Genomic DNA, 22839 nt, shown 5'->3' with positions numbered 1-22839 from the left:
TTAGTTACCTATGGCCAGATAGCGGAAGTTCGTTGTCGCTGCATTGCCCCAAGCGGTGAAGCCTGTCGTCACTGGACTTACTCCCAACGAGTGGGCACCACCACCGCCATCTGTAGCTATCATTTGAAAGACGCTGTTGCGGAAGGCAATCGGGAAACTGAAATTTGCGGATGTCCCCGGCATATTCGCCAAGCCCCATTGCAGCATCAGGCCGCCAAGCCACGATGGGAAAATGATGTATCCATTGGCGGCAAGATTGATCTCGAATCCGAGGCGCAGTTTTTTCGGTGAAACAATGACGGTGTCATCGGTTCCTGCATTGGTTTGACTCTGGGTCGCGACTTTCGCTGTGCCTTGATTCACTTCAGACGCTTGTTGGGAAAGTCCCGTCAATGCAGCGATGTCGATGCTTCCCTGGTTAACCGGTGCGTTCCAGGCTTTGATGCACCACATGACGGCTAGGTTGCGGGGGCGGGTTTCCGCCCCACCTGCGTTTACTGTCGTAACAACAGTCACCGTCTGCATGGTAGTTCCGGCATCTACAGCGGAAAGAAAAGCACCTGTCGATATTGCTGCAACAGCACCATTGACTTTGCCACCCTGCCACTCGCCAGCCGGATCCAATGTAGCGCCGGTTTCGTCAAAATAACGGTGATTGTGCGCCTTGAAGGATTCTGCCTGGTTACTTCCCATAGCTCGACCGGCATCCACTCCTCGGCCATGATCCCAGCCACGCAGGAACTCGCCACGTGACTCTGGCAAGCGGAAGTTCCCCGCACCCTCGTTACCCTTGTTGTAAGTGGTACCGAGAAAAGCCGCCAGATCCGGATAAGCCGCAATGCTCTGCACACTGCCGTCGAGCTCCAGATATCCAGGAGCAACGATCCCCACAGGGAATGCCAGAACAGCACCCACCGGAACGGCAGATTTCAGCCGTTCGACCTCCTTCGCCAGCGCGGCGACATCAATGGTTCCCTGATTGACCGGGGCATTCCAGGCTTTGATGCACCACATGACGGCGATGTTGCGAGGACGGGTTTCTGTTGAGGTGCGCGCAACTCTCGAAGCATCGAAGAGCATATTGATGACGCCGGTAGCGGCTCCACCTCCGGGGATTTGCGTCCCACCGGTCGCCGTCGAGCCAAAAGCGCCGCCGACCGTGCCCACAGCTGCAAGTTGAACACCATTGTTCGCGGCATATTGTCCCGTGATGTTTTGGAGCGAATCGAGCTGCGCACTGCCGATTTCCCGGCCGACGTCCACCCCACGCCCATGATCCCAACCGCGCAAAAACTCCCCGCGCGCTTCCGGCAGCCGGAAATTACCAACCCCCTCATCGCCCTTGTTGAACTTGCCACCCAAATACGCGCCCAAGTCCGGATAAGTCGCACTGCTCTTGACGCTGTTATCCAGCTCCAGAAAACCCGGCGGTGGCGCATCAACCGGAAACGCCACAATCGATCCAACTGGCAACGCGGAAGCCTTGGCGATCAACGCCTCAACTTCAGCCTTGGTGTACGAGTCCTTGATGCCAAACCCTGCCAGCGTTTCCGGATTAGCCCCAGCCGTCGCGCGACCATATTCATCAACAGTCAGGCTCTTGTAAGTTCCCGCAGCAATCCCGGTGCGCCCTGCGAGCATCTTGAATGTCAGCGCGGTCGTGCCAAGCGTGATCGGTGCATTGGTGGTCAGGTGCCACAGCGAATCTCCATTCGCTACGCCCTCCTCCACCATGACCGTCAGGCCCGGCGTAACCTTGGCGCTGCTGTTGGCATCGGTGGCCCGCACCCAGTCGCCATTGGCAACAATCCACAGGCCGTTGTCCTTGGCCAGCGTCTGGCTCGGCAACAGCACGCGATCGCCGGCAACCACGGCAACACCATCAATCTGCTGTGCGCTGTTCATCACGACATTGCCAGTCGCCGCAACGCGCACCGACTGCTTGCCATCAAGTTTGCCGAGTTCTTCAGCCAGATAACTCATGACCCACGCACGAGTAGCCTTGACCACCGTGTCATCAATCAACAAGGTCACCAGCGAGGCATTGCTGGTCTCGAAAATCGAGCGGATATAAAACTCTTTACCTGAACCCGACGTCGCTAGCACCGGTTTGAACGACTCCGGATATTTGACGATGGCATAGAGAACACCAGTGTCAGTCCATAGCCCCGCTTCCCGTACATACCAGCCGCCAACATCCGGAGGAATGGTCACTTCGGCGAGCAGCCAGCTCGGGTTCTTCTCGTCCTGGAACAGTGCGTTGAGCGGTCCGCGCCAGACTTCGCGTTTCAGAGCGGTCGCGGTGGCGGCCGGGTTGTAGACCGCGCCGTTGCCGTCGCCGACGGAAATCTGAGTCAGCTTGATCGGCGTACCGGCGGCCTTGCACGCCGTTTCGTAGGCAATCCCTGCGTTGGTGAGCAGGGTGTAATAGTCAGCCATTCAGGCCCCCTGAGGATAAATAGTGGATGTTTCGACGGTGTACATGCCGGCAGCCATGAACGCCTCGCCAGAGGTTTCGAGCCCTTCGATGAACACCGGATAAACCGTGGTCAGTTCGCCGCAAAACGTCGCAGCACCAATGACGTGACTGCCGAACGCGCTCAAACCCACCGACACCGAAAGAACGTCCCTCTCGCTTTTCGCATCGGCCAGACGGCGGTCGAGACGGGCGTCGATTTCTTCGCTGTATGGTTGGTCGCTGAAGGCACGCACGGAAAAGCTGTACGGCGCGCCGGGCGGTGTCTGTTCGTACCAGGCGCGGATCTCGGGTCTTAATTGCAAACCCTTGGCGGCGTTTTCCAGCGCCTTGCGAGTGCCGGCCTGACGCGCGGTGGGCCAGGCCAGTTCGACGGTCAGGCGTTTTTCCGCCTCCGGTGCGGCGCTGCTCCATTCGGCAACACCGCGATCCGCCGCCAGATACGGCAGAAAGGCAACCGGGGTTTCTGCGGGGTTCATCAGTTCCGGGAACGGCGGTGCGATGCGATCGAGCAAGGCGCCGAAACCCAGATCCAGTCCGCGTTCGAGGGCCGAGCTGTTGGCCGGCAGTAAGGTCGGGCGCTGAGTTTTTTCACTCATAGCGTCAGCACCTCGACTTCAACCGCGGTGCAATACGGCGCCTGAAACGCGGTCGTCACAATCGGCGCCAGCGGTTCGAGAATCTGCAGTTGCACGGCGCCGGCGCTGTGCAGCGTGTAGTCGATCCAGCTCGGATCGACCCGGCCTTCGAGGCGATGGCAACTGTCGGCATACGCTTGCAATTGTGCTTGCGCCGCGACCTTGGTCAGGCCCGAGTCGGGGCCGGAATTGATCTTGGCGACAACGCGGATTTTGTAGCGCTGGATCTCGGCAGCCTTGACGGTAACGAGGTCAGTTTCCGGGCGCACGTCTGGACGAGCAAAGTGCTGACGGACGCCCTCGAGCAATGCTTCGGAAGGCGTGCCATCGCCGCCTCGAGAAAGCACGGTGACTTGCACTTCGCCCGGCGCAGTGCGGCGCCCGTTGCCATCCTTGACCTGCGCGGCGAGGCCGTCCGGGTTGAAGGTGTAAGTGACATTCACTACGCCGGAATCAGTGGACTCAACCTGTACCGTGGGCCGCTCGCCGAGGGTGAACACCTCGCGGCGATACTGCATCCGCGAACCCGCCGCCGGCGCATGAGGTGCCAGGTAATAACGCAACCGAGCGTCGTCATCACTTTCATAAATCGCCGGCACTGGCGGAAATGCCGCCGGGTCGCCGGGATCGAGCAGTTGCCGCTCAAGCCCCATGTCGGCCAGCCGCGCATCGAGATTGCTGCCGGTCGCCCACCACGCCAGCATTTGTTTGATGCGTGCGTTGTATTTGCGCTCATGGGTTTGCAGACGCACGCAGAACGCTTCTAGCGCGAGGGTGAGCAATTCGCTTTCGTTTTCCAGGCTCACCTTGAGTTTCGCGGCGCTGGTCGGCGAACGAGCACCCACGTATTCGACGACGAAGGCTTTGAACTCGTTGAGTAAATCTTCGAACGCTTCAACCGTGATCAGCGCGGGTTCGGCCAGTTGATTCTGGCCGGGGATCAGCATGCTCATGTCACCACCTCGAAGGTTTGTTGGCGGTTTTTCCAGGTGCCGGCAAAACGCAGCAGCAGGCCGTCGCCGTGGCGACTGGCAACAATCACTTGCGGCTGAAAATCATCGATACCGTTATGCGGGTTGTAGAACGCTTGCGCGGCGTGGCTCTGTGCCAGAAGCAGAATGTCGTCACCGAGGTTCTGCCCGAGGAGAGTGGGAATCAGCGAACCGTACAAAGGTCGTTTCTGCCGAGTGCCCAGCGGTGTGGTCAGGGCCCGGGTCGCGCGCTGCACGAATTGCAGCCAGTCGTCGACCGTGGCCCCGCTGTCTCTATCGATTCCGATCATGGGAGGCTCTTGAATCAGGGGCTGATGACGCGGCCCTGGTGATCGACCAAGGGGCCGCTGAAGTGCACGCCCGAGGCGTCGATGCTCAGGCCGACGGCGCCCAGTTGCAGGGTGATCAGTTGTGGCGTCATGGCCAGACGTGCAGGGCCGATGCTCAGTTCGAGCGACTCGCGAGACCCGTTGAATTGCGCGGGTCCGTTCAGCCAGTGCAAGGCGTGGCTACCGTCGTCGTAACTGCTTTCGCTGCCGTCCTGATGCACCCGACGGGTCAGCGTCGGCACAGTCGAGGCCGGGGGGAAACGGTCACTGTTCAAGCCGAACAACGCGACACTCTGCGCACCGCTTTCACCGCTGCCATAGTTGAACAGCAGGCACTGCTCGCCCACCGTCGGGATGCGCGATTCACTTTGCGCACCAGCGCTGGGGTTGAAGAACTTGATCGCAGGGGTGAGCAATCCACCATGGCTGACCTGGCAAGTGTTACTCGCCGCATCAACTGACTGGCAGATGCCAATACGACAGAAACTCTCGGCACGGCGATGCAGGTCTTCGATTTCCGCTTCCATTTCCGCCAGACGCTCAATGATCGGGCCGAGTTGCATGCGCAGTAATGCATCGAACATCGGTCAGCCCTCCAGCGCGGTGTACTGGTCCGGGTCGTCGATGTTGCTGACTTCCCAGGTGCGAGCGAATTTCGGCATGCCCAGCGGATCGTCGAGCAAGGTCGGGCCGAGGTAGAGTGTCTGGTTGAACGTCAGGGTCCAGGTTTTGTATTGCTGATCGCCACGGATGAGCAATGACGGCAAGCCATCGATATTCATCGGCAGATCGCATTGATCGCCGGATATGTTCCAGCGGTTGTCAGTCATCAGGTTTTTCAGCACGGCAATCAGATCGCACGCTGCAAATGCACTGGCGGCAAGGGCCGGGATGACTTGCAGAGAGACCGTCATGACATGAGCAATTCGCCCGTCAGCGGCGCGCACCCCGGGTCCATTGCGGTCGAAGTCGATCAGCACCCAGGCCTGATCGCCCGGTGCAGTGAAATCATCATGGTTGCCGACGGTGAGGTTGAGGCCGGCGGTGTTGCGCAGTGACGTCGCGATGGCTGTAAACAGTTGCGACGGCTGCTGGATCGGTGTGGGCATACATGACCTCCTTTTCAATCGTCCACGCGCAGCCCTGCCGCCAACATGGCGGCAGGGAAAAATATTCAGGGTTAAGGGTGGTCGCGCGGCGGCACTTCGCAGACGCCGATACGCTTGGCCGCCCAGCGTTCGTAAAGGCCTATAGCGACATCAGCGCCGGCCATCGCCGTCAGGCAGCCAAACGCGCCAGCGGCCCAGATCGACATGCCGGCGGCATACAGCAGCATGATCGCTGACACGCCGCAGATCATGCAGGCGCCGGAACGCAGAGCCAGACGCCGCACAAGTGACCAGCCGCGGGCGCCCTCCTTGTCGGCGCGCCACATTTCGCCGGACACCCCGCCGACGACAGCGAGGAGGATGACCAGCCAGATCGGCATGTCCGCCAACGCTTGTTGCTCGTTTGTCATGTCACGCCTCCGTGGGTGATTGATGAGTGATGGGTTGGATTCAAACGGTTTCTCTTGAGGCAGGCATTCCAAAAAGCCCGGCGCTTGTACACCGGGCTTTTCAGTAATGCGCTCCTTCGCCTTCCTTCCAATCCTGTGTTCGAGAAGGAAGCTGACTTTTCGGCGCTACTGGCGCGGTACGAGTCCATTCAGATTGTTTTTCCGACCGCGGTCCCTGCCCGCCGGATAACTGCTTCTGGTGCTTTACGCTGCACACCTGGGTCAGTTGCCAACCCTCTGAACCGTTGAGGCCGGTTCATCGCTGCCTGTTCTTGTGGAACTAAAGAGCTTGTCTTGCCAGCCGCTTTGTCGAGCGGCTTGGTGGCAAGAATATGCATGGATGCATATACAGTCAATGCGTAAATGCATTTATTTATGCATTAAATTTGCGCATATGCATGAGACCCAAGCGGGCCAAGGGGTGGGGAGATTTGTGCAGGCGAAAAAAAACCTGCCGAGGGGCAGGTTTCAGTTGGATGAACAAGAGTCAGCGGGCGTACATGCCCCACCAGAAGACGTGACCGAGGATGACGATCTGCTCTTCCTGGATTTCCTGGAAGCTGTAGTCCTCATCCGGATGCTCATCGCGATTGAAGCTGCGCAGACGGATGCCGGTGGGCAGCCGATAGAGTTGCTTCACGCGCAGCTGGCCATTGTGATTGATCGCATACAGGTCGCCATCAATGATGTCGCCGATGCCGCACTTGCCGGCGTTGACGCCGACGGTGGCGCCATCGCGCAGAACCGGCAACATGCTGTTGCCGCGTACTGTCACACACTTGGCCTGGTCGAACTGCACGCCGTTGTGGCGCAGGCTGCGCTTGCCGAAGCGCAGGCTTGAGCGCTCGCTCTCTTCGATGACGAATCTTCCTGATCCAGCAGCCAATTCAACCTCACGTAGAAAGGGCACCGACACCTCGTCGTCATCGACGGGGGTGTCGTCGTCCCACAGGCTTATGTCCTTGAGTTCCGCATGCACGTCAGCGCGCGTGCCGGCCGCCGTTGGTGCGACATCCGCGCGCCCGCGCAACTGATCGGTGCTGACGTTGAAATATTCAGCGATCTTCGAGATGTGTTTATCCGAAGGATCGACAATCTTCCCGCTGAGAATCCGCGAGAGCGTTGATTGAGGCACGCCGGTGCGACGGTGGAGCTCCGTGGGGGAGATCCCGTGCTGGTCGAGCAGTGCTCTTAAGACGGAGGAAACGTTGCGTTTTTGCATAACGCGCATAGTGCTTGAAGTTTTTCGTGAAGACAAATGCTGATTTGCATAAATCGTGCATAGATCAACTTTTCCCTGCCAATAAATGCTCACCCGACCGCAGCGCCTGCGTCGGGCAGACTGGCCATGGTAACCTTGCGCCCATCGCGGAAAAGCCCGGCCACTGCCCGCGCTTTGCCCTACATCTTTTAACGAGTTGCCCGACAATCCGATGAATAAAGCCGTCTCCGACCTGTCCTCCCACACTCCGATGATGCAGCAATACTGGCGCCTGAAGAATCAGCACCCGGACCAGCTGATGTTCTATCGCATGGGCGATTTCTACGAAATCTTCTACGAAGATGCGAAGAAAGCCGCCAAATTGCTGGACATCACCCTGACCGCGCGCGGGCAGTCGGCGGGCCAGGCGATTCCGATGTGTGGGATTCCCTACCATGCGGCGGAAGGTTACCTGGCGAAACTGGTCAAGCTCGGCGAATCGGTAGTGATTTGCGAGCAAGTCGGCGACCCGGCCACCAGCAAAGGCCCGGTGGAGCGCCAGGTCGTACGGATCATCACGCCGGGGACGGTCAGTGACGAGGCGCTGCTGGATGAACGCCGCGATAACCTGATCGCAGCGGTGTTGGGCGACGAGCGACTATTCGGTCTGGCGGTGCTGGACATCACCAGCGGCAACTTCACCGTGCTCGAGATCAAAGGCTGGGAAAACCTGCTCGCCGAACTGGAGCGGGTCAACCCGGTGGAATTGCTGATTCCGGATGACTGGCCGAAAGACCTGCCGGCGGAAAAACGCCGTGGCGTACGCCGTCGCGCGCCGTGGGATTTCGAGCGCGATTCGGCGCTGAAAAGTCTCTGCCAGCAGTTTTCCACCCAAGACCTGAAAGGCTTCGGCTGCGAGAACCTGACCCTGGCCATTGGCGCTGCCGGTTGCCTGTTGGCCTACGCCAAGGAAACCCAGCGCACTGCCCTGCCCCATTTGCGTAGCCTGCGTCACGAACGTCTCGATGACACCGTGGTGCTCGACGGCGCCAGCCGGCGCAATCTGGAACTCGACACCAATCTGGCCGGTGGCCGCGACAACACGCTGCAATCGGTGGTCGATCGCTGCCAGACCGCCATGGGCAGCCGTTTACTGACCCGCTGGCTGAACCGGCCGTTGCGCGACCTCACCGTGCTGCTGGCACGCCAGACTTCGATCCGCTGCCTGCTCGACGGCTATCGCTTCGAAAAGCTGCAACCGCAGCTCAAGGAAATCGGCGACATCGAGCGGATTCTGGCGCGTATCGGTCTGCGCAATGCACGACCACGTGACCTTGCGCGTCTGCGTGACGCTCTCGGTGCACTGCCCGAACTGCAAGTGGCGATGACCGATCTGGAAGCGCCGCACCTGCAGCATCTGGCGGCCACCACCAGCACCTATCCGGAACTGGCCGCATTGCTGGAAAAAGCCATCATCGACAATCCGCCAGCGGTGATCCGTGACGGCGGCGTGCTGAAAACCGGTTACGACAGCGAACTCGACGAACTGCAATCACTGAGCGAAAACGCCGGCCAGTTCCTCATCGATCTCGAAGCCCGGGAGAAAGCCCGTACTGGTCTGGCCAACCTCAAAGTCGGCTACAACCGTATCCACGGCTACTTCATCGAATTGCCGAGCAAGCAGGCTGAATCGGCGCCGGCCGACTATATCCGCCGGCAGACGCTCAAAGGCGCCGAGCGCTTCATCACGCCCGAGCTGAAAGAATTCGAAGACAAGGCACTGTCGGCCAAGAGTCGCGCGCTGGCCCGGGAAAAAATGCTTTACGAAGCGCTGCTCGAAGACTTGATCAGCCAGCTGCCACCGCTGCAGGACACCGCCGGCGCATTGGCCGAGCTGGATGTGCTGAGCAACCTTGCCGAGCGTGCGCTGAATCTTGACCTCAACTGCCCGCGTTTCGTCAGCGAGCCGTGCATGCGCATCACCCAGGGTCGTCACCCTGTGGTCGAGCAAGTGCTGACCACGCCGTTCGTGGCCAACGATCTGAGCCTGGACGACAATACGCGCATGCTGGTCATCACCGGTCCGAACATGGGCGGTAAATCCACTTACATGCGGCAAACCGCGTTGATCGTGTTGCTAGCGCATATTGGCAGTTTCGTGCCGGCCGCCAGTTGCGAGTTGTCGCTGGTCGACCGCATCTTCACCCGTATCGGCTCAAGCGATGATCTGGCCGGCGGTCGCTCGACCTTCATGGTCGAGATGAGCGAAACCGCCAACATCCTGCATAACGCCACCGAGCGCAGTCTGGTGCTGATGGACGAAGTCGGGCGCGGTACCAGCACCTTTGACGGTCTGTCGCTGGCATGGGCGGCGGCCGAGCGCTTGGCCCATCTGCGTGCCTATACGCTGTTCGCTACGCACTACTTCGAACTGACCGTGTTGCCGGAAGCCGAGCCGTTGGTGGCCAACGTCCACCTCAACGCGACCGAGCACAACGAACGGATCGTGTTCCTGCACCACGTTCTGCCCGGGCCTGCCAGCCAGAGCTATGGCTTGGCGGTGGCACAACTGGCCGGCGTGCCGAGCGAGGTGATTCTGCGAGCGCGCGAGCATCTGAGTCGCCTGGAAGACACTGCCCTGCCCCACGAGGCGCCGAAACCGGCGGCCAAGGGCAAGCCGTCGACACCGCAGCAAAGCGACATGTTCGCCTCACTGCCACATCCGGTGCTCGACGAATTGGCGAAAGTGGATCTGGACGACATGACGCCACGTCGAGCGCTGGAAATGCTCTATGCACTGAAGAACCGGATATAAGCACTGAAGAAGCGGATATAACGCAATTCGCTTCAAGCTGTTAGAATCTCGCGCGGTTCGGGATGCTGCTGGCTCATAGCCTGGTCAGCAGGTATCGCTCCCGAACCTGGCGACCCCAACCGTGAAGGGGCAACGCTGCCGCCGCCTGAGGAGAAAATTAGAAATGACCTTCGTCGTCACCGACAACTGCATCAAGTGCAAGTACACCGACTGCGTAGAAGTCTGTCCGGTGGACTGCTTTTACGAAGGCCCGAACTTCCTGGTGATTCACCCGGACGAGTGCATCGACTGCGCGCTGTGTGAACCAGAATGCCCGGCTGTGGCGATCTTCTCGGAAGACGAGATCCCAAGCGGCATGGAAAACTTCATCGAGCTCAATGCCGAGCTGGCGGATATCTGGCCGAACATCACCGAGAAAAAAGAATCGCTGCCGGATGCCGAAGAGTGGGATGGCCAGCCGAACAAGATCAAACACCTCGAACGCTGATCTACCCCGCGCTCGACTGAAAGGCCCCTTGCGGGCCTTTTTGCTTTTGCAGATTCTGCTTTTCTGCAGACGAAAAAAGGGGCGGTATGACCCGCCCACATTTTTTCCCTATTCCCTGTATTCCTTTTCATCGTCCTGATGAATCGCCTCCTGCGATGTCCGTTCCCCTCTTCCGTGAAGGGCGTGTCTGTCCGTCGACACAGTTGAGATATTAGAGAGTTTCTGGAGACGAGCAATTGGCCCTCGGCGTACGCGCGCTCTGTCACAAGGACATAACATTTACGAAATAATTAACAAAATCAAAAGGTTGCTCACTGTAAGTGAGCGCGATCGCCTTCCACCGAAGTGTAAAAATAACGAACACTTACGACACAGTAAGCAAAGGCTTACAGCGCGAGACTACAAATTCAGAAATTGACGACCGCTTGTCTGGTGGCTGCCGAAAGCCCGATTTGCTGCACGCGAAAAACAAAAAAGCCCCGACTGATTGAATCAGCCGGGGCTTTTTGCGGGCGGACGATCAGGCGCTTATTGAAACAGCGACTCGCTCGACAGGCCGTTCTTTTCAAGGATCTCGCGAAGGCGCTTGAGCCCTTCCACCTGAATCTGCCGTACCCGCTCGCGGGTCAGGCCGATCTCCAGGCCGACATCTTCCAGCGTGCTGCTTTCGTGACCACGCAGGCCGAAGCGGCGAATCACCACCTCGCGCTGCTTGTCGGTCAGCTCCGACAGCCATTGATCGATGCTCTGCGACAGGTCATCGTCCTGCAGCAGTTCGCACGGATCGGTCGGACGATCGTCAGTGAGTGTGTCCAGCAGGGTTTTATCCGAATCCGGACCCAGCGAGACGTCGACCGAAGAAACCCTTTCGTTGAGGCCCAGCATGCGCTTGACCTCCCCCACCGGTTTTTCCAGCAGGTTGGCGATTTCTTCGGGTGAAGGTTCGTGGTCGAGTTTTTGCGTCAGCTCCCGTGCGGCCCGCAGGTACACGTTGAGCTCCTTGACCACGTGAATCGGCAGCCGGATGGTCCGGGTCTGATTCATGATCGCGCGCTCGATGGTCTGACGGATCCACCAGGTTGCGTAGGTCGAGAAGCGGAAGCCGCGCTCCGGATCGAACTTTTCCACCGCGCGGATCAGGCCGAGGTTGCCCTCTTCGATCAGATCCAGCAGCGACAGCCCCCGATTGACGTAACGCCGGGCGATCTTGACGACCAGCCGCAGGTTACTTTCGATCATGCGCTTGCGCCCGGCAGGATCGCCACTTTGCGACAAGCGCGCAAAATGAACTTCTTCTTCCGGGGAGAGCAGAGGGGAAAAGCCGATTTCGTTCAGATACAGCTGCGTGGCATCAAGTGCCCGAGTGTAGTCGATGTATTTATGTTGTTTGAGTGTGGCGGAGTGTCTGGATTTGGAACGAACGGAAGGTGGAGCAGCCCCTTCATCATTCAACATCGAATCCGAATCGATGCCGGTCTCCATAAGGAGAACCTCATCGTCGATGTCAAACTCCGGCACTTCTTTACTGAGAGCCATTGTTATAGTCCTTTGGTGAGTTCGACCCCAAGCTCAAGCGACGCCTTTATCCTTGGCAACGCTGGAGCCTGTCCCCTCTACGCGACGGAACAGGCTGGCCTTCAAATCAACGTCTTGGCAGGAACTGCAGCGGATCCACAGGTTTACCTTGGCGGCGAATCTCAAAATGCAGTTTCACCCGGTCTGTACCCGTTGACCCCATTTCGGCAATTGTCTGTCCGACCTTGACCTGCTGCCCCTCCCGAACCAACAGCCTGCGGTTATGTCCGTAAGCACTGACGTAGGTTTCGCTGTGTTTGATGATGACCAATTCGCCGTAGCCCCTTAAGCCACTCCCGGCGTATACGACCGTCCCATCAGACGCAGCTAAAACAGGCTGTCCCAAATCTCCGGCGATATCAATTCCTTTATTCAAACTACCGTTTGAAGAGAATTTTCCAATCAGAACGCCATTAGATGGCCATCCCCAGCCGGTCGGGGCCGGGCCTGCCGGAGGCAGTGGAGCGGGTGCAGGTTTGCTCGCGACGGACGGTACAACCCCTTTGGAACCGGTGGTTGTAGTGGTTGTGGTGCCATTCGCCTGGCGCCGGATTACTGTGGTTTTACTCGACGAAGAAGGTGAGGAACTGGAGTTGCTCACCACCGCTGTCGGCGTTGAACCGCTGCGCCCGTCGAAGCGAATTGTCTGACCCGGATGGATCGTATACGGCGTAGGAATATTGTTCCGTGCGGCGAGGGTTTTGTAGTCCCAGCCGTAACGAAAGGCGATCGAAAACAAGGTATCGCCGGGACGGACTACATACTGCCCGGTGGTAACGGTAGGACGTTGCGCCACCGCATTGTTGCGATCAACAACGCGCACGTTGCTCGATTTGGTGCTGGAGCAACCGACCAGCAAGGTGCTCAAGACAAGGCCAGTCACCAGGCGCTGAAAGCTCGTGTTACCCATACGCTGCGCAATGACTGTGAGACTCACCCGCCGCTCCCTTTGTGGTGGCTGAAAAATTCTGAATGCCGCATTGCGGCATGAGGTGTCGCAAGTATAACGGGCCGAACCGGCTTTACCTTTAATGAAGCGAAATCACCGGACGCACACGTTTGCCAGGGGCAAGTACGCTGCGTTTAAACTCTGGCTGCCGGTGTAAGACCGGCGCCGTTGAAAGGAATTCAGCCCTGTTTGCAAATGCTCAGGCCAGTGGCCCGTTGAGCAACGGCACGAAACGCACAGCGCCCAGAACGTGTCGGGAAAAGCCATGTTCCTCGCGCACGATCAGCATCAGTTGTTGCACTTCACCCGAGCCAACCGGAATTACCATGCGCCCACCGGGGGCCAGTTGATCCAGCAAAGCCTGCGGTACATCGGTGGCAACGGCGGTGACGATGATGCCGTTGTATGGTGCCAGCGCCGGCCAGCCTTCCCAGCCATCGCCCCAGCGAAACACCACGTTGCGCAGGTTCAGCTCGACCAGGCGCTCCTTGGCGCGGTCCTGCAGCACCTTGATGCGTTCGACCGAAAACACCCGTTCGACCAGTTGCGACAACACCGCCGTCTGGTAGCCGGAACCGGTGCCGATCTCCAACACTTTATCCAGCGGGCCGGCCTCCAGCAGCAGCTCGCTCATGCGCGCCACCATATAAGGCTGGGAAATGGTCTGGTTGTTGCCGATCGGCAGCGCGGTGTCTTCATAAGCGCGATGCGCCAGCGCCTCGTCGACAAACAGATGACGCGGCGTGCGGCGGATCACTTCCAGCACCTTGGCGTTCGACACGCCTTCTTCATATAGACGCTGGATCAGGCGCTCGCGCGTACGTTGGGAGGTCATGCCTATGCCGCTGCGCAGGCGGTCGTCGTGTTCGCGCATCAGCTCAGCCCTCCCAGCCAGCCATCCAGACTTCTGAAGGCATCATTGAAGGTGCGATCGAGCTGCAACGGCGTGATGGACACATAGCCCTGCATCACGGCATGAAAATCGGTGCCCGGGCCGCCGTCTTCAGCGTCGCCGGCAGCGGCAATCCAGTAACCGGCCTTGCCGCGCGGATCGACCACTTTCATCGGCGCCGCCGCGCGGGCGCGATGACCGAGGCGGGTCAACTGAATGCCACGGATGTGATCGATGGGCAGATTGGGGATGTTCACGTTGAGCACCGTGCGCGGTGGCAGATCCAGCCCGGCGTGGGCCTCGACCAGTTTGCGCGCAAAGTAGGCCGCAGTCGGCAGATTGTCCACCTGACGCGAGACCAGTGAGAAGGCAAACGATGGGCGCTCGAGAAATCGTCCTTCCAGCGCTGCCGCCACGGTTCCGGAATACAGCACGTCGTCACCAAGATTGGCGCCCAGATTAATGCCGGATACCACCATGTCCGCTTCGCGCTCAAGCAAGCCGTTAAGGCCCAGGTGAATGCAATCGGTCGGTGTGCCGTTGAGGCTGATAAAGCCGTTGGCCAGGTATTGCGGGTGCAGCGGACGGTCGAGCGTCAGCGAACTGCTGGCGCCGCTTTTGTCCTGCTCCGGGGCGATAACCACGCATTCGGTGTAATCCGCCAGCGCAGCATAAAGCGCGGCGAGACCGGGCGCGGTTACCCCATCGTCGTTAGAAATCAGAATACGCATGGGCTGTCCGTCTGCCCCACCGGCACCAGATCAACGAGCTCGCGCACCAATACGGTGGCAAAGCATCCGGCCGGGAGGACGAATTCCAGTTGCAGAATGTCAGGTTGGGGATAATGCCACGTCAACCCGCCAATGGGCAGCCGCAGGATGCGACGTTCATGGCTCATGCCGGCGTGGATCAACCAGTCGCGCAGATCCGCTTCGCGGGAGGCGATCGCCTGCTCCAGTTCATGGACTGCGCCAGCGGTGGGCGAGTCACCTTCGCCCCACTGCGGACCGGTCGGGTGCAGGTCGAGAATCGCCAGACGCGGGTCGCTGCATTCGGCTTCGCCGGCCGGGAAAAAGCTGCGGCTGTCAGTAAAGGCCAACAGATCGCCCACCAGTGCGGTGTTCCAGGTGCCTTCGGCGACGCGCGCCGCGAGCACTTGGTTGAACAGAAAGCTACGCGCCGTCGACAGCAACCGCGAACGCACATTGCGCTGTTCCGGCAAAGCCTTGCGCGCCGCCCACGCCCGGGCATCGACAACGTTGCCGCCGTCATGGCCGAAGCGCTGGGCGCCGAAATAATTGGGGATGCCTTGTTTGGCGATCAGTTGCAGCCGCTGTTCAATCGCATCTTTGTCGCCATTGAATTGCGTCAGGCGCAGGGTGAAACCGTTGGCCGAATGCGCACCGCGTTGCAGCTTGCGCTTGTGGCGCGTGGTCTTGAGGATCTTCAGCGTGTCGTTTTCCGCGGCCGACAGATCCGGATCGGCCTTGCCCGGCAACTGCACGCTGAACCACTGTCGGGTCAGGGCCTGACGGTCCTTCAGCCCGGCATAGCTGACGGTACGCAACGGCACGCCGGCTGCCTTGGCAATACGCCGCGCCGCTTCTTCGGTATTGAGGCCGCGCTTTTCCACCCAGATCCACAGGTGTTCGCCGTCACCGCTGAACGGAATATCCAGCACTTCATCGACCTGGAAATCTTCGGCGATGGCTTTCAGTACCGCTGTGCCGAGGGGTTCGCCATAGGCCCGTGAGCCGAGTAATTGCAGTTCATTCATGCGCGCAGCAACAAGGCAACGGAGTGCACGGCGATGCCTTCTTCGCGACCGACAAAGCCAAGCTTTTCGGTGGTGGTAGCTTTGACGTTCACTTGATCCAACTCAACTTGAAGATCCGCCGCGATCAGCGCGCGCATCGATTCGATATGCGGCGCCATTTTTGGCGCCTGGGCAACGATGGTGTTGTCGACGTTGCCGACTTTCCAGCCCTTGGCGTGGATCAGACTGACCACATGACGCAACAGCACACGGCTGTCGGCGCCCTTGAATTGCGGATCGGTGTCCGGGAAGTGTTTGCCGATATCACCCAGCGCCGCCGCGCCGAGCAAGGCATCGCTCAAGGCGTGCAGCAGGACGTCACCGTCGGAATGAGCGAGCAGCCCGAAGCTGTGTGCAATTTGCACGCCGCCCAGAGTAATGAAATCGCCTTCAGCGAAACGGTGCACATCGTAGCCGTGGCCAATACGCATAAAAAAACGCCCCGATTTTTGTCAGGGCGTGATTCTACCTGCATTAACCGCGCAGAGCGCGTGCGTGATGCTGCAAGTGGTCGTCAATGAAGCTTGAGATGAAGAAATAGCTGTGGTCGTAGCCCGGTTGCAGGCGCAGCTCCAGCGGATGCCCCGCTTGTTTTGCGGCGTGTTGCAGGGCTTCGGGTTTCAGCTGGGTGGCGAGGAAATCGTCACGATCACCTTGATCGACCAGCAACGGCAACTTCTCCGTCGCCTCTGCGATCAGCACACAGGCGTCCCACTCCTTCCACTTCGAACGGTCTTCGCCCAAATAGTTGGAAAAGGCCTTCTGACCCCACGGGCAATCGATTGGATGGGTAATCGGCGAGAACGCCGACACTGACTGATAACGCCCGGGATTGCGCAGCGCGCAGACCAATGCGCCGTGGCCGCCCATGGAGTGACCGCTGATACTGCGTTTGTCGGAAGCGGGGAAATGCGCTTCGACCAGAGCAGGCAGTTCCTGCACGACATAGTCATGCATCTGATAGTGCCGCGCCCACGGTTCCTGCGTGGCGTTCAGATAAAACCCGGCGCCGAGACCGAAATCCCAAGCTTTGTCGGCATCATCCGGGACATCCGCGCCACGCGGACTGGTATCCGGGGCGACGATGATCAACCCGAGCTCGGCAGCCATGCGCATCGCACCGGCCTTCTGCATGAAGTTCTCATCGGTGCAGGTCAGGCCTGACAACCAGTACAACACCGGCAGCTTGCCGCCCTGCTCCGCTTGTGGCGGCAGGTACACGGCAAAGACCATGTCGCAATCAAGCACTTCGGAGCGATGGCGATAACGCTTGTGCCAGCCACCAAAACTCTTCTGACAGGAAATGTTTTCCAGATTCATAGCACTTCAGCCGCAAGATGCGAGCTTCAAGCTGCAAGAGGGAATTGCGCCTGCTTGCAGCTTGTGGCTTGTAGCTTGCCGCTGCTCCTTAGAAATGAATGACTGTGCGGATGCTCTTGCCTTCGTGCATCAGGTCGAACGCCTTGTTGATATCTTCCAGGCCCATGGTGTGGGTGATGAAGGTATCCAGCGGGATTTCGCCGCTCTGGGCCATGTCGACGTAGCTTGGCAATTCAGTACGGCCACGCACGCCGCCGAACGCCGAACCGCGCCAGACGCGACCGGTGACCAACTGGAACGGACGGGTAGCGATTTCCTGGCCGGCACCGGCGACACCGATGATGACCGACTCGCCCCAGCCTTTGTGGCAGCACTCAAGCGCGGCGCGCATCAGTTGCACATTGCCGATGCACTCGAAGGAGAAGTCGACGCCGCCATCAGTCATGTCGACGATTACTTCCTGGATCGGACGATCAAAGTCTTTCGGATTCACGCAATCGGTGGCACCGAGTTGTTTGGCGATTTCGAACTTGGCTGGATTGATGTCGATGGCGATGATCCGCGCAGCCTTGGCTTTCACCGCGCCGATCACGGCCGACAAGCCGATACCGCCGAGACCGAAGATGGCCACGGTGTCACCCGGCTTGACCTTGGCGGTGTTGAGCACGGCGCCGATACCGGTGGTGACGCCGCAACCGAGCAGGCAGACCTTTTCCAGCGGCGCGTCTTTGGAGATCTTCGCTACGGAAATTTCCGGCAGTACGGTGTACTCCGAAAACGTCGAAGTGCCCATGTAGTGGAAAATCGTTTCGCCCTTGTAGGAAAAGCGCGAAGTGCCATCCGGCATCAGGCCCTTGCCTTGGGTGGCGCGAATCGCCTGGCAGAGGTTGGTCTTGCCCGACTTGCAGAATTTGCACTGGCCGCATTCCGGGGTGTACAGCGGAATGACGTGATCGCCGACGGCGACCGAAGTCACGCCTTCGCCGATCGCTTCAACGATGGCGCCACCTTCATGGCCGAGGATCGACGGGAAGATGCCTTCCGGGTCTGCGCCGGACAAGGTGTAGGCATCGGTGTGGCAAACCCCGGAAGCGACGACGCGCAGCAATACTTCACCGGCCTTGGGCATGGCGACATCGACTTCTACGATTTCCAGCGGCTTCTTGGCCTCGAAGGCAACGGCGGCGCGCGACTTGATCATGCTGACTCTCCAATGAATCCAGTAAATAAAAAAGCAGACAGACAGTGTAGTTCAGCGCGTCCTGAGGAATAATCCGGACCAAAGCAAAACATTATTGCCATACAGGGATAATCCAAGTGTCGGAAAACCGCTGGGAAGGCATCGATGAGTTCGTTGCCGTCGCCGAATGCAATCAATTCACCGCCGCTGCCGAGCGTCTTGGGGTTTCTTCCTCACACATCAGTCGACAAATCGTACGGCTCGAAGAGCGTTTGCAGACGCGGCTGCTCTACCGCAGCACCCGGCGGGTGACGCTGACAGAGGCCGGGCAGACTTTCCTGCAACATTGCCAGCGCCTGCAGGACGGCCGCGAAGAAGCGTTGCGCGCGGTGGGCGATCTGACCAGTGAACCGAAAGGCATGCTGCGCATGACCTGCGCGGTGGCCTATGGCGAACGCTTTATCGTGCCGCTGGTGACTCGTTTCATGGGGCTTTACCCGCAGCTGCGTATCGATATCGAGCTGAGCAATCGCCAACTGGATCTGGTGCATGAAGGGCTGGATCTGGCGATCCGTCTGGGTCGGTTACAGGATTCGCGCTTGGTCGCGACACGTCTGGCACCACGGAGAATGTACCTGTGCGCGTCGCCTTCCTACCTGGAACGGTATGGGCGCCCACACAGCTTGTCGGAATTGAGTCGGCACAATTGCCTGATTGGCAGTTCGGATATCTGGCAACTGGAACAGAACGGGCGGGAATTTTCCCAACGGGTGCAGGGCAACTGGCGTTGCAACAGTGGGCAGGCGGTGCTGGATGCGGCGCTTCAGGGCGTCGGGTTGTGTCAGTTGCCGGACTATTACGTGCTCGAGCATCTGCACAGTGGCGCGCTGATTTCCTTGCTGGAGGCGCATCAGCCGCCGAATACGGCGGTGTGGGCGTTGTATCCGCAGCAGCGGCATCTGTCGCCGAAGGTGCGCAAGTTGGTGGATTATTTGAAGGTGGGACTGGCTGAAAGGCCGGAGTACAAACTTTGAGTTATTGGTTGCCTGTGCGACCGTTTTCGCGAGCAGGCTCGCTCCCACAATTGACCGAGTTCGACAGCTGAATGCATTCCCTCTGTGGGAGCGAGCCTGCTCGCGAAGGCAATGCCACAGCGACCCCAAATCTCAGCGGCGATTCGCCCAACGCTGGCGCAACCACTCCAGATCTTCCGGCCGGGTCACCTTGAGGTTATCCGCCCGCCCTTCGATCAGACGCGGTGCCAGACCGGCCCATTCCATCGCAGAAGCTTCATCGGTAATCACGGCATCCGCAACCAGGCTGTCGGCCAACGCCCGATGCAACGCGCCGAGGCGAAACATCTGCGGCGTATACGCCTGCCAGATCACGCTGCGGTCCACCGTTTCAACCACACGACCGTTTTTATCAATGCGTTTGAGCGTGTCGCGAGCGGGCACCGCCAACAGACCACCGACCGGGTCATCCGCCAGTTCGGCAAGCAACTTGTCGAGATCATCGCGACTCAGATTCGGCCGGGCCGCATCGTGCACCAGCACCCAATCGTCATCGTCGGCACCTTGCGCATGCAGATGCAGCAAGGCGTTTAGCACCGAAGCAGAACGCTCCGCCCCGCCGTCGACCCGCTGAATGCGTGGATCGTTGACGCATGCCAGATTCGGCCAATAGGGATCGTCAACAGCAAGACTGACCACAAGGCCCTTGAGGCTCGGGTGATCGAGGAAACAGCCGAGGCTGTGTTCGAGAATTGTGCGCCCGCCCAGTTGCAGATATTGCTTGGGACGGTCCGCGGCCATTCGGGCACCGACGCCCGCGGCAGGAATCACGGCCCAGAAGGCCGGCAGGGAATCGATCATTGGGCCAACTGGTAAAGGGTTTCGCCGTCCTTGACCATGCCCAGTTCGTGACGAGCCCGCTCTTCAACGGTCTCCATTCCTTTCTTCAGCTCGCTGACTTCAGCGTCCATCACCCGGTTGCGCTCCAGCAGGCCTTCGTTCTCGGCATGTTGCTCGGCGATCTGCTGTTTCAGTTCGGCGACCTGCGCCAGACTGCCATTGCCCACCCACAGGCGGTACTGCAGACCGGCCAGCAGCAAGAGCAAAACAAGAAACAACCAGTAAGGACTGCGCATCGAATATCAGGTATCCAGTGAAAAAAGACAGCCACGCATAATGTTGCAGCATCTGATAGCACGAAGCCTGGAAAGATCCAGGCTTGTGCTTAAGGCATCAGATTAGTGGCAAATCCATCGCTGTCACGACTTTTCCGACACAATCCGGTGTCCTTTGATCAGGTTGCGCTTAACCGCGGAACTCGGCACGGCCGTTGTACTGGGCCTTGCCGTTCAACTGCTCTTCGATACGCAGCAGTTGGTTGTACTTGGAAACGCGGTCGGAGCGGCACAGCGAACCGGTCTTGATCTGGCCAGCCGAGGTGCCCACAGCCAGGTCGGCAATGGTCGAATCTTCGGTTTCGCCGGAGCGGTGCGAGATCACTGCGGTGTAGCCGGCAGCCTTGGCCATCTGGATGGCTTCCAGGGTTTCGGTCAGGGTGCCGATCTGGTTGAACTTGATCAGGATCGAGTTGGCGATCTTTTTATCGATGCCTTCTTTCAGGATCTTGGTGTTGGTCACGAACAGGTCGTCGCCTACCAGTTGGGTCTTCTCGCCGATCTTGTCGGTGAGGATTTTCCAGCCGGCCCAGTCGGACTCGTCCAGACCGTCTTCGATGGAGATGATCGGGTAACGCTCGGTCAGACCTTTGAGGTAGTCGGCGAAACCTTCAGCAGTGAACACCTGGCCTTCGCCGGACAGGTTGTACTTGCCGTCTTCGTAGAACTCGCTCGCGGCGCAGTCCAGCGCCAGGGTCACGTCGGTGCCCAGCTTGTAACCGGCGTTGGCCACGGCTTCGGAGATCACTTTCAGCGCGTCTTCGTTGGAAGCCAGGTTCGGTGCGAAACCGCCTTCGTCACCAACGGCGGTGCTCAGGCCACGGGCCTTCAGCACAGCTTTCAAGTGATGGAAAATCTCGGTGCCCATGCGCAGACCTTCCGAGAACGACTTGGCGCCGACCGGCTGCACCATGAATTCCTGGATGTCGACGTTGTTATCGGCGTGCTCGCCACCGTTGATGATGTTCATCATCGGGACCGGCATCGAGTACACACCCGGGGTGCCGTTGAGGTTGGCGATGTGTGCGTACAGCGGCAGATCCTGATCCTGCGCAGCCGCCTTGGCCGCAGCCAGGGACACGGCGAGGATGGCGTTGGCGCCCAGGGTCGCCTTGTTTTCGGTACCGTCGAGCTTGATCATCGCTTGGTCGAGGGCTTTCTGGTCGCTCGGGTCGGTGCCCAGCAGCAGATCGCGGATCGGACCGTTGATGTTGGCTACCGCCTTGAGCACGCCCTTGCCCAGGTAACGGCTCTTGTCGCCATCACGCAGCTCGAGCGCTTCACGCGAGCCAGTGGATGCACCGGACGGCGCGCAGGCGCTGCCGATGATGCCGTTGTCGAGAAGCACGTCCGCTTCCACGGTGGGATTGCCACGGGAGTCGAGAACTTCACGACCTTTGATGTCGACGATTTTTGCCATTGTTGTAAACACTCCAAAGTTGACGAAAACGACGCAGCTAGAGGAAATCTTTATCGTCGGCAAGCGAAGTACAGCGGGCAGACTTGCAGACGACAACGCTCACGCCCGAGGGCATGAGCGACAAATCGTGCGGTACTTTACCGGAGAATCGAGCGTTACGCGGTTTCTACCGTCGGAAAACTCTTCACCAGTTCGTCCAGAGCCTTGAGCTGGGCCAGGAATGGCTCCAGTTTGTCCAGACGCAAGGCGCAAGGGCCGTCGCATTTGGCGTTGTCCGGATCCGGATGCGCTTCGAGGAACAGACCCGCCAGCGACTGGCTCATGCCGGCCTTGGCCAGATCGGTGACCTGCGCACGGCGACCGCCGGCGGAGTCGGAACGACCGCCAGGCATTTGCAGCGAGTGGGTCACGTCGAAGAACACCGGGTATTCGAACTGCTTCATGATGCCGAAGCCGAGCATGTCGACCACGAGGTTGTTGTAGCCGAAGCTCGAACCACGCTCGCAGAGGATCAACTGATCGTTACCGGCTTCCACGCACTTGTTCAGGATGTGTTTCATTTCCTGAGGCGCGAGGAACTGGGCTTTCTTGATGTTGATCACGGCATTGGTCTTGGCCATCGCGACAACCAGATCGGTCTGGCGCGACAGGAAGGCCGGCAGCTGAATGATGTCGCAGACTTCAGCGACGACCGCGGCCTGATGCGGCTCGTGGACATCGGTGATGATCGGCACGCCGAAGGCTTGCTTGATGTCCTGGAAGATGCGCATGCCCTCTTCCAGGCCAGGACCGCGATACGAGGTCACAGAAGAACGGTTGGCCTTGTCGAAGCTGGCCTTGAACACGTAAGGGATACCGAGTTTTTCGGTGACCTTCACGTACTCTTCGCAAACCTGCATGGCCATGTCACGGCTTTCCAGCACGTTCATGCCGCCGAACAGCACCATGGGTTTGTCGTTGGCAATCTCGATGTCGCCGACGCGGATGATCTTCTGTGCCATCG

Annotated in this window: 23 protein-coding genes; 3 read left to right on the top strand and 20 right to left on the bottom strand. The window is 59.3% G+C overall.

The window, feature by feature from the left end; all coding sequences use genetic code 11:
* The 8 genes from ASG55_RS02060 to ASG55_RS02025 form a co-directional block, all read right to left on the bottom strand.
* On the bottom strand, nt 1–2439 hold the full coding sequence (locus ASG55_RS02060) for a phage tail-collar fiber domain-containing protein (protein WP_056783251.1): 2439 nt from the start codon (nt 2437–2439) through the stop codon (nt 1–3).
* Nucleotides 2440–3075, bottom strand: a complete 636-nt coding sequence (locus tag ASG55_RS02055) for a phage tail protein I (protein WP_056783249.1) — start codon at nt 3073–3075, stop codon at nt 2440–2442.
* Entirely contained in the window at nt 3072–4067 is a 996-nt protein-coding gene (locus tag ASG55_RS02050) for a baseplate J/gp47 family protein (protein ID WP_056783247.1), read from the bottom strand. The genes ASG55_RS02055 and ASG55_RS02050 overlap by 4 nt, the downstream gene beginning before the upstream one ends.
* Nucleotides 4064–4396: a hypothetical protein gene (locus ASG55_RS02045; RefSeq protein ID WP_056783245.1), complete on the bottom strand. Its 333-nt coding sequence runs from the start codon at nt 4394–4396 to the stop codon at nt 4064–4066. Before ASG55_RS02045 ends, ASG55_RS02050 begins: the two co-directional genes overlap by 4 nt.
* A 14-nt stretch (nt 4397–4410) precedes the next feature.
* Nucleotides 4411–5019, bottom strand: a complete 609-nt coding sequence (locus ASG55_RS02040; protein ID WP_056783244.1) for a phage baseplate assembly protein V — start codon at nt 5017–5019, stop codon at nt 4411–4413.
* A 3-nt stretch (nt 5020–5022) separates the two neighbouring features.
* The gene (locus ASG55_RS02035; RefSeq protein WP_056783242.1) at nt 5023–5544 is read right to left on the bottom strand and encodes a hypothetical protein; all 522 of its coding nucleotides are present in this window, start codon (nt 5542–5544) and stop codon (nt 5023–5025) included.
* Between the two features lie 71 nt (nt 5545–5615).
* On the bottom strand, nt 5616–5954 hold the full coding sequence (locus ASG55_RS02030) for a phage holin family protein (RefSeq protein WP_056783240.1): 339 nt from the start codon (nt 5952–5954) through the stop codon (nt 5616–5618).
* A gap of 526 nt (nt 5955–6480) precedes the next feature.
* A complete protein-coding gene (locus ASG55_RS02025) occupies nt 6481–7224 on the bottom strand; it encodes a LexA family transcriptional regulator (protein ID WP_056783238.1) in 744 nt (247 codons plus the stop codon).
* Between the two features lie 202 nt (nt 7225–7426).
* Here ASG55_RS02025 and mutS point away from each other — a divergent pair, with 202 nt between their 5' ends.
* The gene (mutS, locus tag ASG55_RS02020; protein ID WP_056783236.1) at nt 7427–10009 is read left to right on the top strand and encodes a DNA mismatch repair protein MutS; all 2583 of its coding nucleotides are present in this window, start codon (nt 7427–7429) and stop codon (nt 10007–10009) included.
* Between the two features lie 163 nt (nt 10010–10172).
* On the top strand, nt 10173–10496 hold the full coding sequence (gene fdxA / locus ASG55_RS02015) for a ferredoxin FdxA (protein WP_056783233.1): 324 nt from the start codon (nt 10173–10175) through the stop codon (nt 10494–10496).
* A 528-nt stretch (nt 10497–11024) separates the two neighbouring features.
* Here the strand turns inward: fdxA and rpoS are convergent.
* The 8 genes from rpoS to ASG55_RS01975 form a co-directional block, all read right to left on the bottom strand.
* Nucleotides 11025–12032 (bottom strand): RNA polymerase sigma factor RpoS, encoded by a 1008-nt coding sequence (gene rpoS / locus ASG55_RS02010; protein WP_016771451.1) that lies wholly within the window; start codon nt 12030–12032, stop codon nt 11025–11027.
* Nucleotides 12033–12138: 106 nt separating this feature from the next.
* Nucleotides 12139–13008, bottom strand: a complete 870-nt coding sequence (locus ASG55_RS02005) for a peptidoglycan DD-metalloendopeptidase family protein (protein WP_041478115.1) — start codon at nt 13006–13008, stop codon at nt 12139–12141.
* Nucleotides 13009–13219: 211 nt separating this feature from the next.
* The gene (locus tag ASG55_RS02000; protein ID WP_160768345.1) at nt 13220–13855 is read right to left on the bottom strand and encodes a protein-L-isoaspartate(D-aspartate) O-methyltransferase; all 636 of its coding nucleotides are present in this window, start codon (nt 13853–13855) and stop codon (nt 13220–13222) included.
* Between the two features lie 38 nt (nt 13856–13893).
* On the bottom strand, nt 13894–14643 hold the full coding sequence (surE, locus tag ASG55_RS01995; protein ID WP_024011837.1) for a 5'/3'-nucleotidase SurE: 750 nt from the start codon (nt 14641–14643) through the stop codon (nt 13894–13896).
* Entirely contained in the window at nt 14631–15689 is a 1059-nt protein-coding gene (gene truD, locus ASG55_RS01990) for a tRNA pseudouridine(13) synthase TruD (RefSeq protein WP_056783231.1), read from the bottom strand. The genes surE and truD overlap by 13 nt, the downstream gene beginning before the upstream one ends.
* On the bottom strand, nt 15686–16159 hold the full coding sequence (gene ispF / locus ASG55_RS01985) for a 2-C-methyl-D-erythritol 2,4-cyclodiphosphate synthase (RefSeq protein WP_016771456.1): 474 nt from the start codon (nt 16157–16159) through the stop codon (nt 15686–15688). Before ispF ends, truD begins: the two co-directional genes overlap by 4 nt.
* Nucleotides 16160–16202: 43 nt before the next feature.
* Entirely contained in the window at nt 16203–17048 is an 846-nt protein-coding gene (gene fghA / locus ASG55_RS01980) for an S-formylglutathione hydrolase (protein WP_056783229.1), read from the bottom strand.
* 88 nt (nt 17049–17136) lie between these two features.
* On the bottom strand, nt 17137–18249 hold the full coding sequence (locus tag ASG55_RS01975) for an S-(hydroxymethyl)glutathione dehydrogenase/class III alcohol dehydrogenase (protein ID WP_007908835.1): 1113 nt from the start codon (nt 18247–18249) through the stop codon (nt 17137–17139).
* Nucleotides 18250–18365: 116 nt separating this feature from the next.
* Between ASG55_RS01975 and ASG55_RS01970 the strand changes: the two genes are divergently transcribed.
* Complete coding sequence (locus ASG55_RS01970) at nt 18366–19262, top strand: LysR substrate-binding domain-containing protein (RefSeq protein WP_056783227.1); 897 nt, start codon at nt 18366–18368, stop codon at nt 19260–19262.
* A 132-nt stretch (nt 19263–19394) separates the two neighbouring features.
* Here ASG55_RS01970 and ispD read toward each other — a convergent pair whose 3' ends face one another.
* The 4 genes from ispD to kdsA all read right to left on the bottom strand — a co-directional run bounded on the left by ispD (nt 19395) and on the right by kdsA (nt 22837).
* Nucleotides 19395–20102 carry a 2-C-methyl-D-erythritol 4-phosphate cytidylyltransferase gene (gene ispD / locus ASG55_RS01965; RefSeq protein ID WP_056783224.1) on the bottom strand — a complete coding sequence of 236 codons (708 nt, stop codon included), beginning with the start codon at nt 20100–20102 and terminating at the stop codon, nt 19395–19397.
* Nucleotides 20099–20377: a cell division protein FtsB gene (ftsB, locus tag ASG55_RS01960; protein WP_016771460.1), complete on the bottom strand. Its 279-nt coding sequence runs from the start codon at nt 20375–20377 to the stop codon at nt 20099–20101. The genes ispD and ftsB overlap by 4 nt, the downstream gene beginning before the upstream one ends.
* Nucleotides 20378–20546: 169 nt before the next feature.
* Nucleotides 20547–21836 (bottom strand): phosphopyruvate hydratase, encoded by a 1290-nt coding sequence (eno, locus tag ASG55_RS01955; protein ID WP_056783223.1) that lies wholly within the window; start codon nt 21834–21836, stop codon nt 20547–20549.
* Nucleotides 21837–21991: 155 nt separating this feature from the next.
* Complete coding sequence (gene kdsA / locus ASG55_RS01950; RefSeq protein ID WP_041478122.1) at nt 21992–22837, bottom strand: 3-deoxy-8-phosphooctulonate synthase; 846 nt, start codon at nt 22835–22837, stop codon at nt 21992–21994.
* Nucleotides 22838–22839: the final 2 nt, after the last annotated feature.

The organism is Pseudomonas sp. Leaf434, from assembly GCF_001425545.1.
Classification (GTDB): Bacteria; Pseudomonadota; Gammaproteobacteria; order Pseudomonadales; family Pseudomonadaceae; genus Aquipseudomonas; species Aquipseudomonas siliginis.
Note: the sequence above shows the minus strand (reverse complement) of the source record. Positions and strands in the feature narration are given on the sequence as shown.

Bases quoted from the DNA above. Each gene is read 5' to 3' on its own strand.
- ASG55_RS01975 (WP_007908835.1), bottom strand. From the start codon at position 18,249: ATGATCAAGTCGCGCGCCGCCGTTGCCTTCGAGGCCAAGAAGCCGCTG.
- eno (WP_056783223.1), bottom strand. From the start codon at position 21,836: ATGGCAAAAATCGTCGACATCAAAGGTCGTGAAGTTCTCGACTCCCGT.
- ASG55_RS02030 (WP_056783240.1), bottom strand. From the start codon at position 5,954: ATGACAAACGAGCAACAAGCGTTGGCGGACATGCCGATCTGGCTGGTC.
- ispD (WP_056783224.1), bottom strand. From the start codon at position 20,102: ATGATCGATTCCCTGCCGGCCTTCTGGGCCGTGATTCCTGCCGCGGGC.
- truD (WP_056783231.1), bottom strand. From the start codon at position 15,689: ATGAATGAACTGCAATTACTCGGCTCACGGGCCTATGGCGAACCCCTC.
- ispF (WP_016771456.1), bottom strand. From the start codon at position 16,159: ATGCGTATTGGCCACGGCTACGATGTGCACCGTTTCGCTGAAGGCGAT.
- ASG55_RS02045 (WP_056783245.1), bottom strand. From the start codon at position 4,396: ATGATCGGAATCGATAGAGACAGCGGGGCCACGGTCGACGACTGGCTG.
- fdxA (WP_056783233.1), top strand. From the start codon at position 10,173: ATGACCTTCGTCGTCACCGACAACTGCATCAAGTGCAAGTACACCGAC.
- ftsB (WP_016771460.1), bottom strand. From the start codon at position 20,377: ATGCGCAGTCCTTACTGGTTGTTTCTTGTTTTGCTCTTGCTGCTGGCC.
- ASG55_RS02050 (WP_056783247.1), bottom strand. From the start codon at position 4,067: ATGAGCATGCTGATCCCCGGCCAGAATCAACTGGCCGAACCCGCGCTG.
- fghA (WP_056783229.1), bottom strand. From the start codon at position 17,048: ATGAATCTGGAAAACATTTCCTGTCAGAAGAGTTTTGGTGGCTGGCAC.
- ASG55_RS02040 (WP_056783244.1), bottom strand. From the start codon at position 5,019: ATGTTCGATGCATTACTGCGCATGCAACTCGGCCCGATCATTGAGCGT.
- ASG55_RS02060 (WP_056783251.1), bottom strand. From the start codon at position 2,439: ATGGCTGACTATTACACCCTGCTCACCAACGCAGGGATTGCCTACGAA.
- kdsA (WP_041478122.1), bottom strand. From the start codon at position 22,837: ATGGCACAGAAGATCATCCGCGTCGGCGACATCGAGATTGCCAACGAC.
- ASG55_RS02035 (WP_056783242.1), bottom strand. From the start codon at position 5,544: ATGCCCACACCGATCCAGCAGCCGTCGCAACTGTTTACAGCCATCGCG.
- ASG55_RS02055 (WP_056783249.1), bottom strand. From the start codon at position 3,075: ATGAGTGAAAAAACTCAGCGCCCGACCTTACTGCCGGCCAACAGCTCG.
- rpoS (WP_016771451.1), bottom strand. From the start codon at position 12,032: ATGGCTCTCAGTAAAGAAGTGCCGGAGTTTGACATCGACGATGAGGTT.
- surE (WP_024011837.1), bottom strand. From the start codon at position 14,643: ATGCGTATTCTGATTTCTAACGACGATGGGGTAACCGCGCCCGGTCTC.
- ASG55_RS02025 (WP_056783238.1), bottom strand. From the start codon at position 7,224: ATGCGCGTTATGCAAAAACGCAACGTTTCCTCCGTCTTAAGAGCACTG.
- ASG55_RS02000 (WP_160768345.1), bottom strand. From the start codon at position 13,855: ATGACCTCCCAACGTACGCGCGAGCGCCTGATCCAGCGTCTATATGAA.
- mutS (WP_056783236.1), top strand. From the start codon at position 7,427: ATGAATAAAGCCGTCTCCGACCTGTCCTCCCACACTCCGATGATGCAG.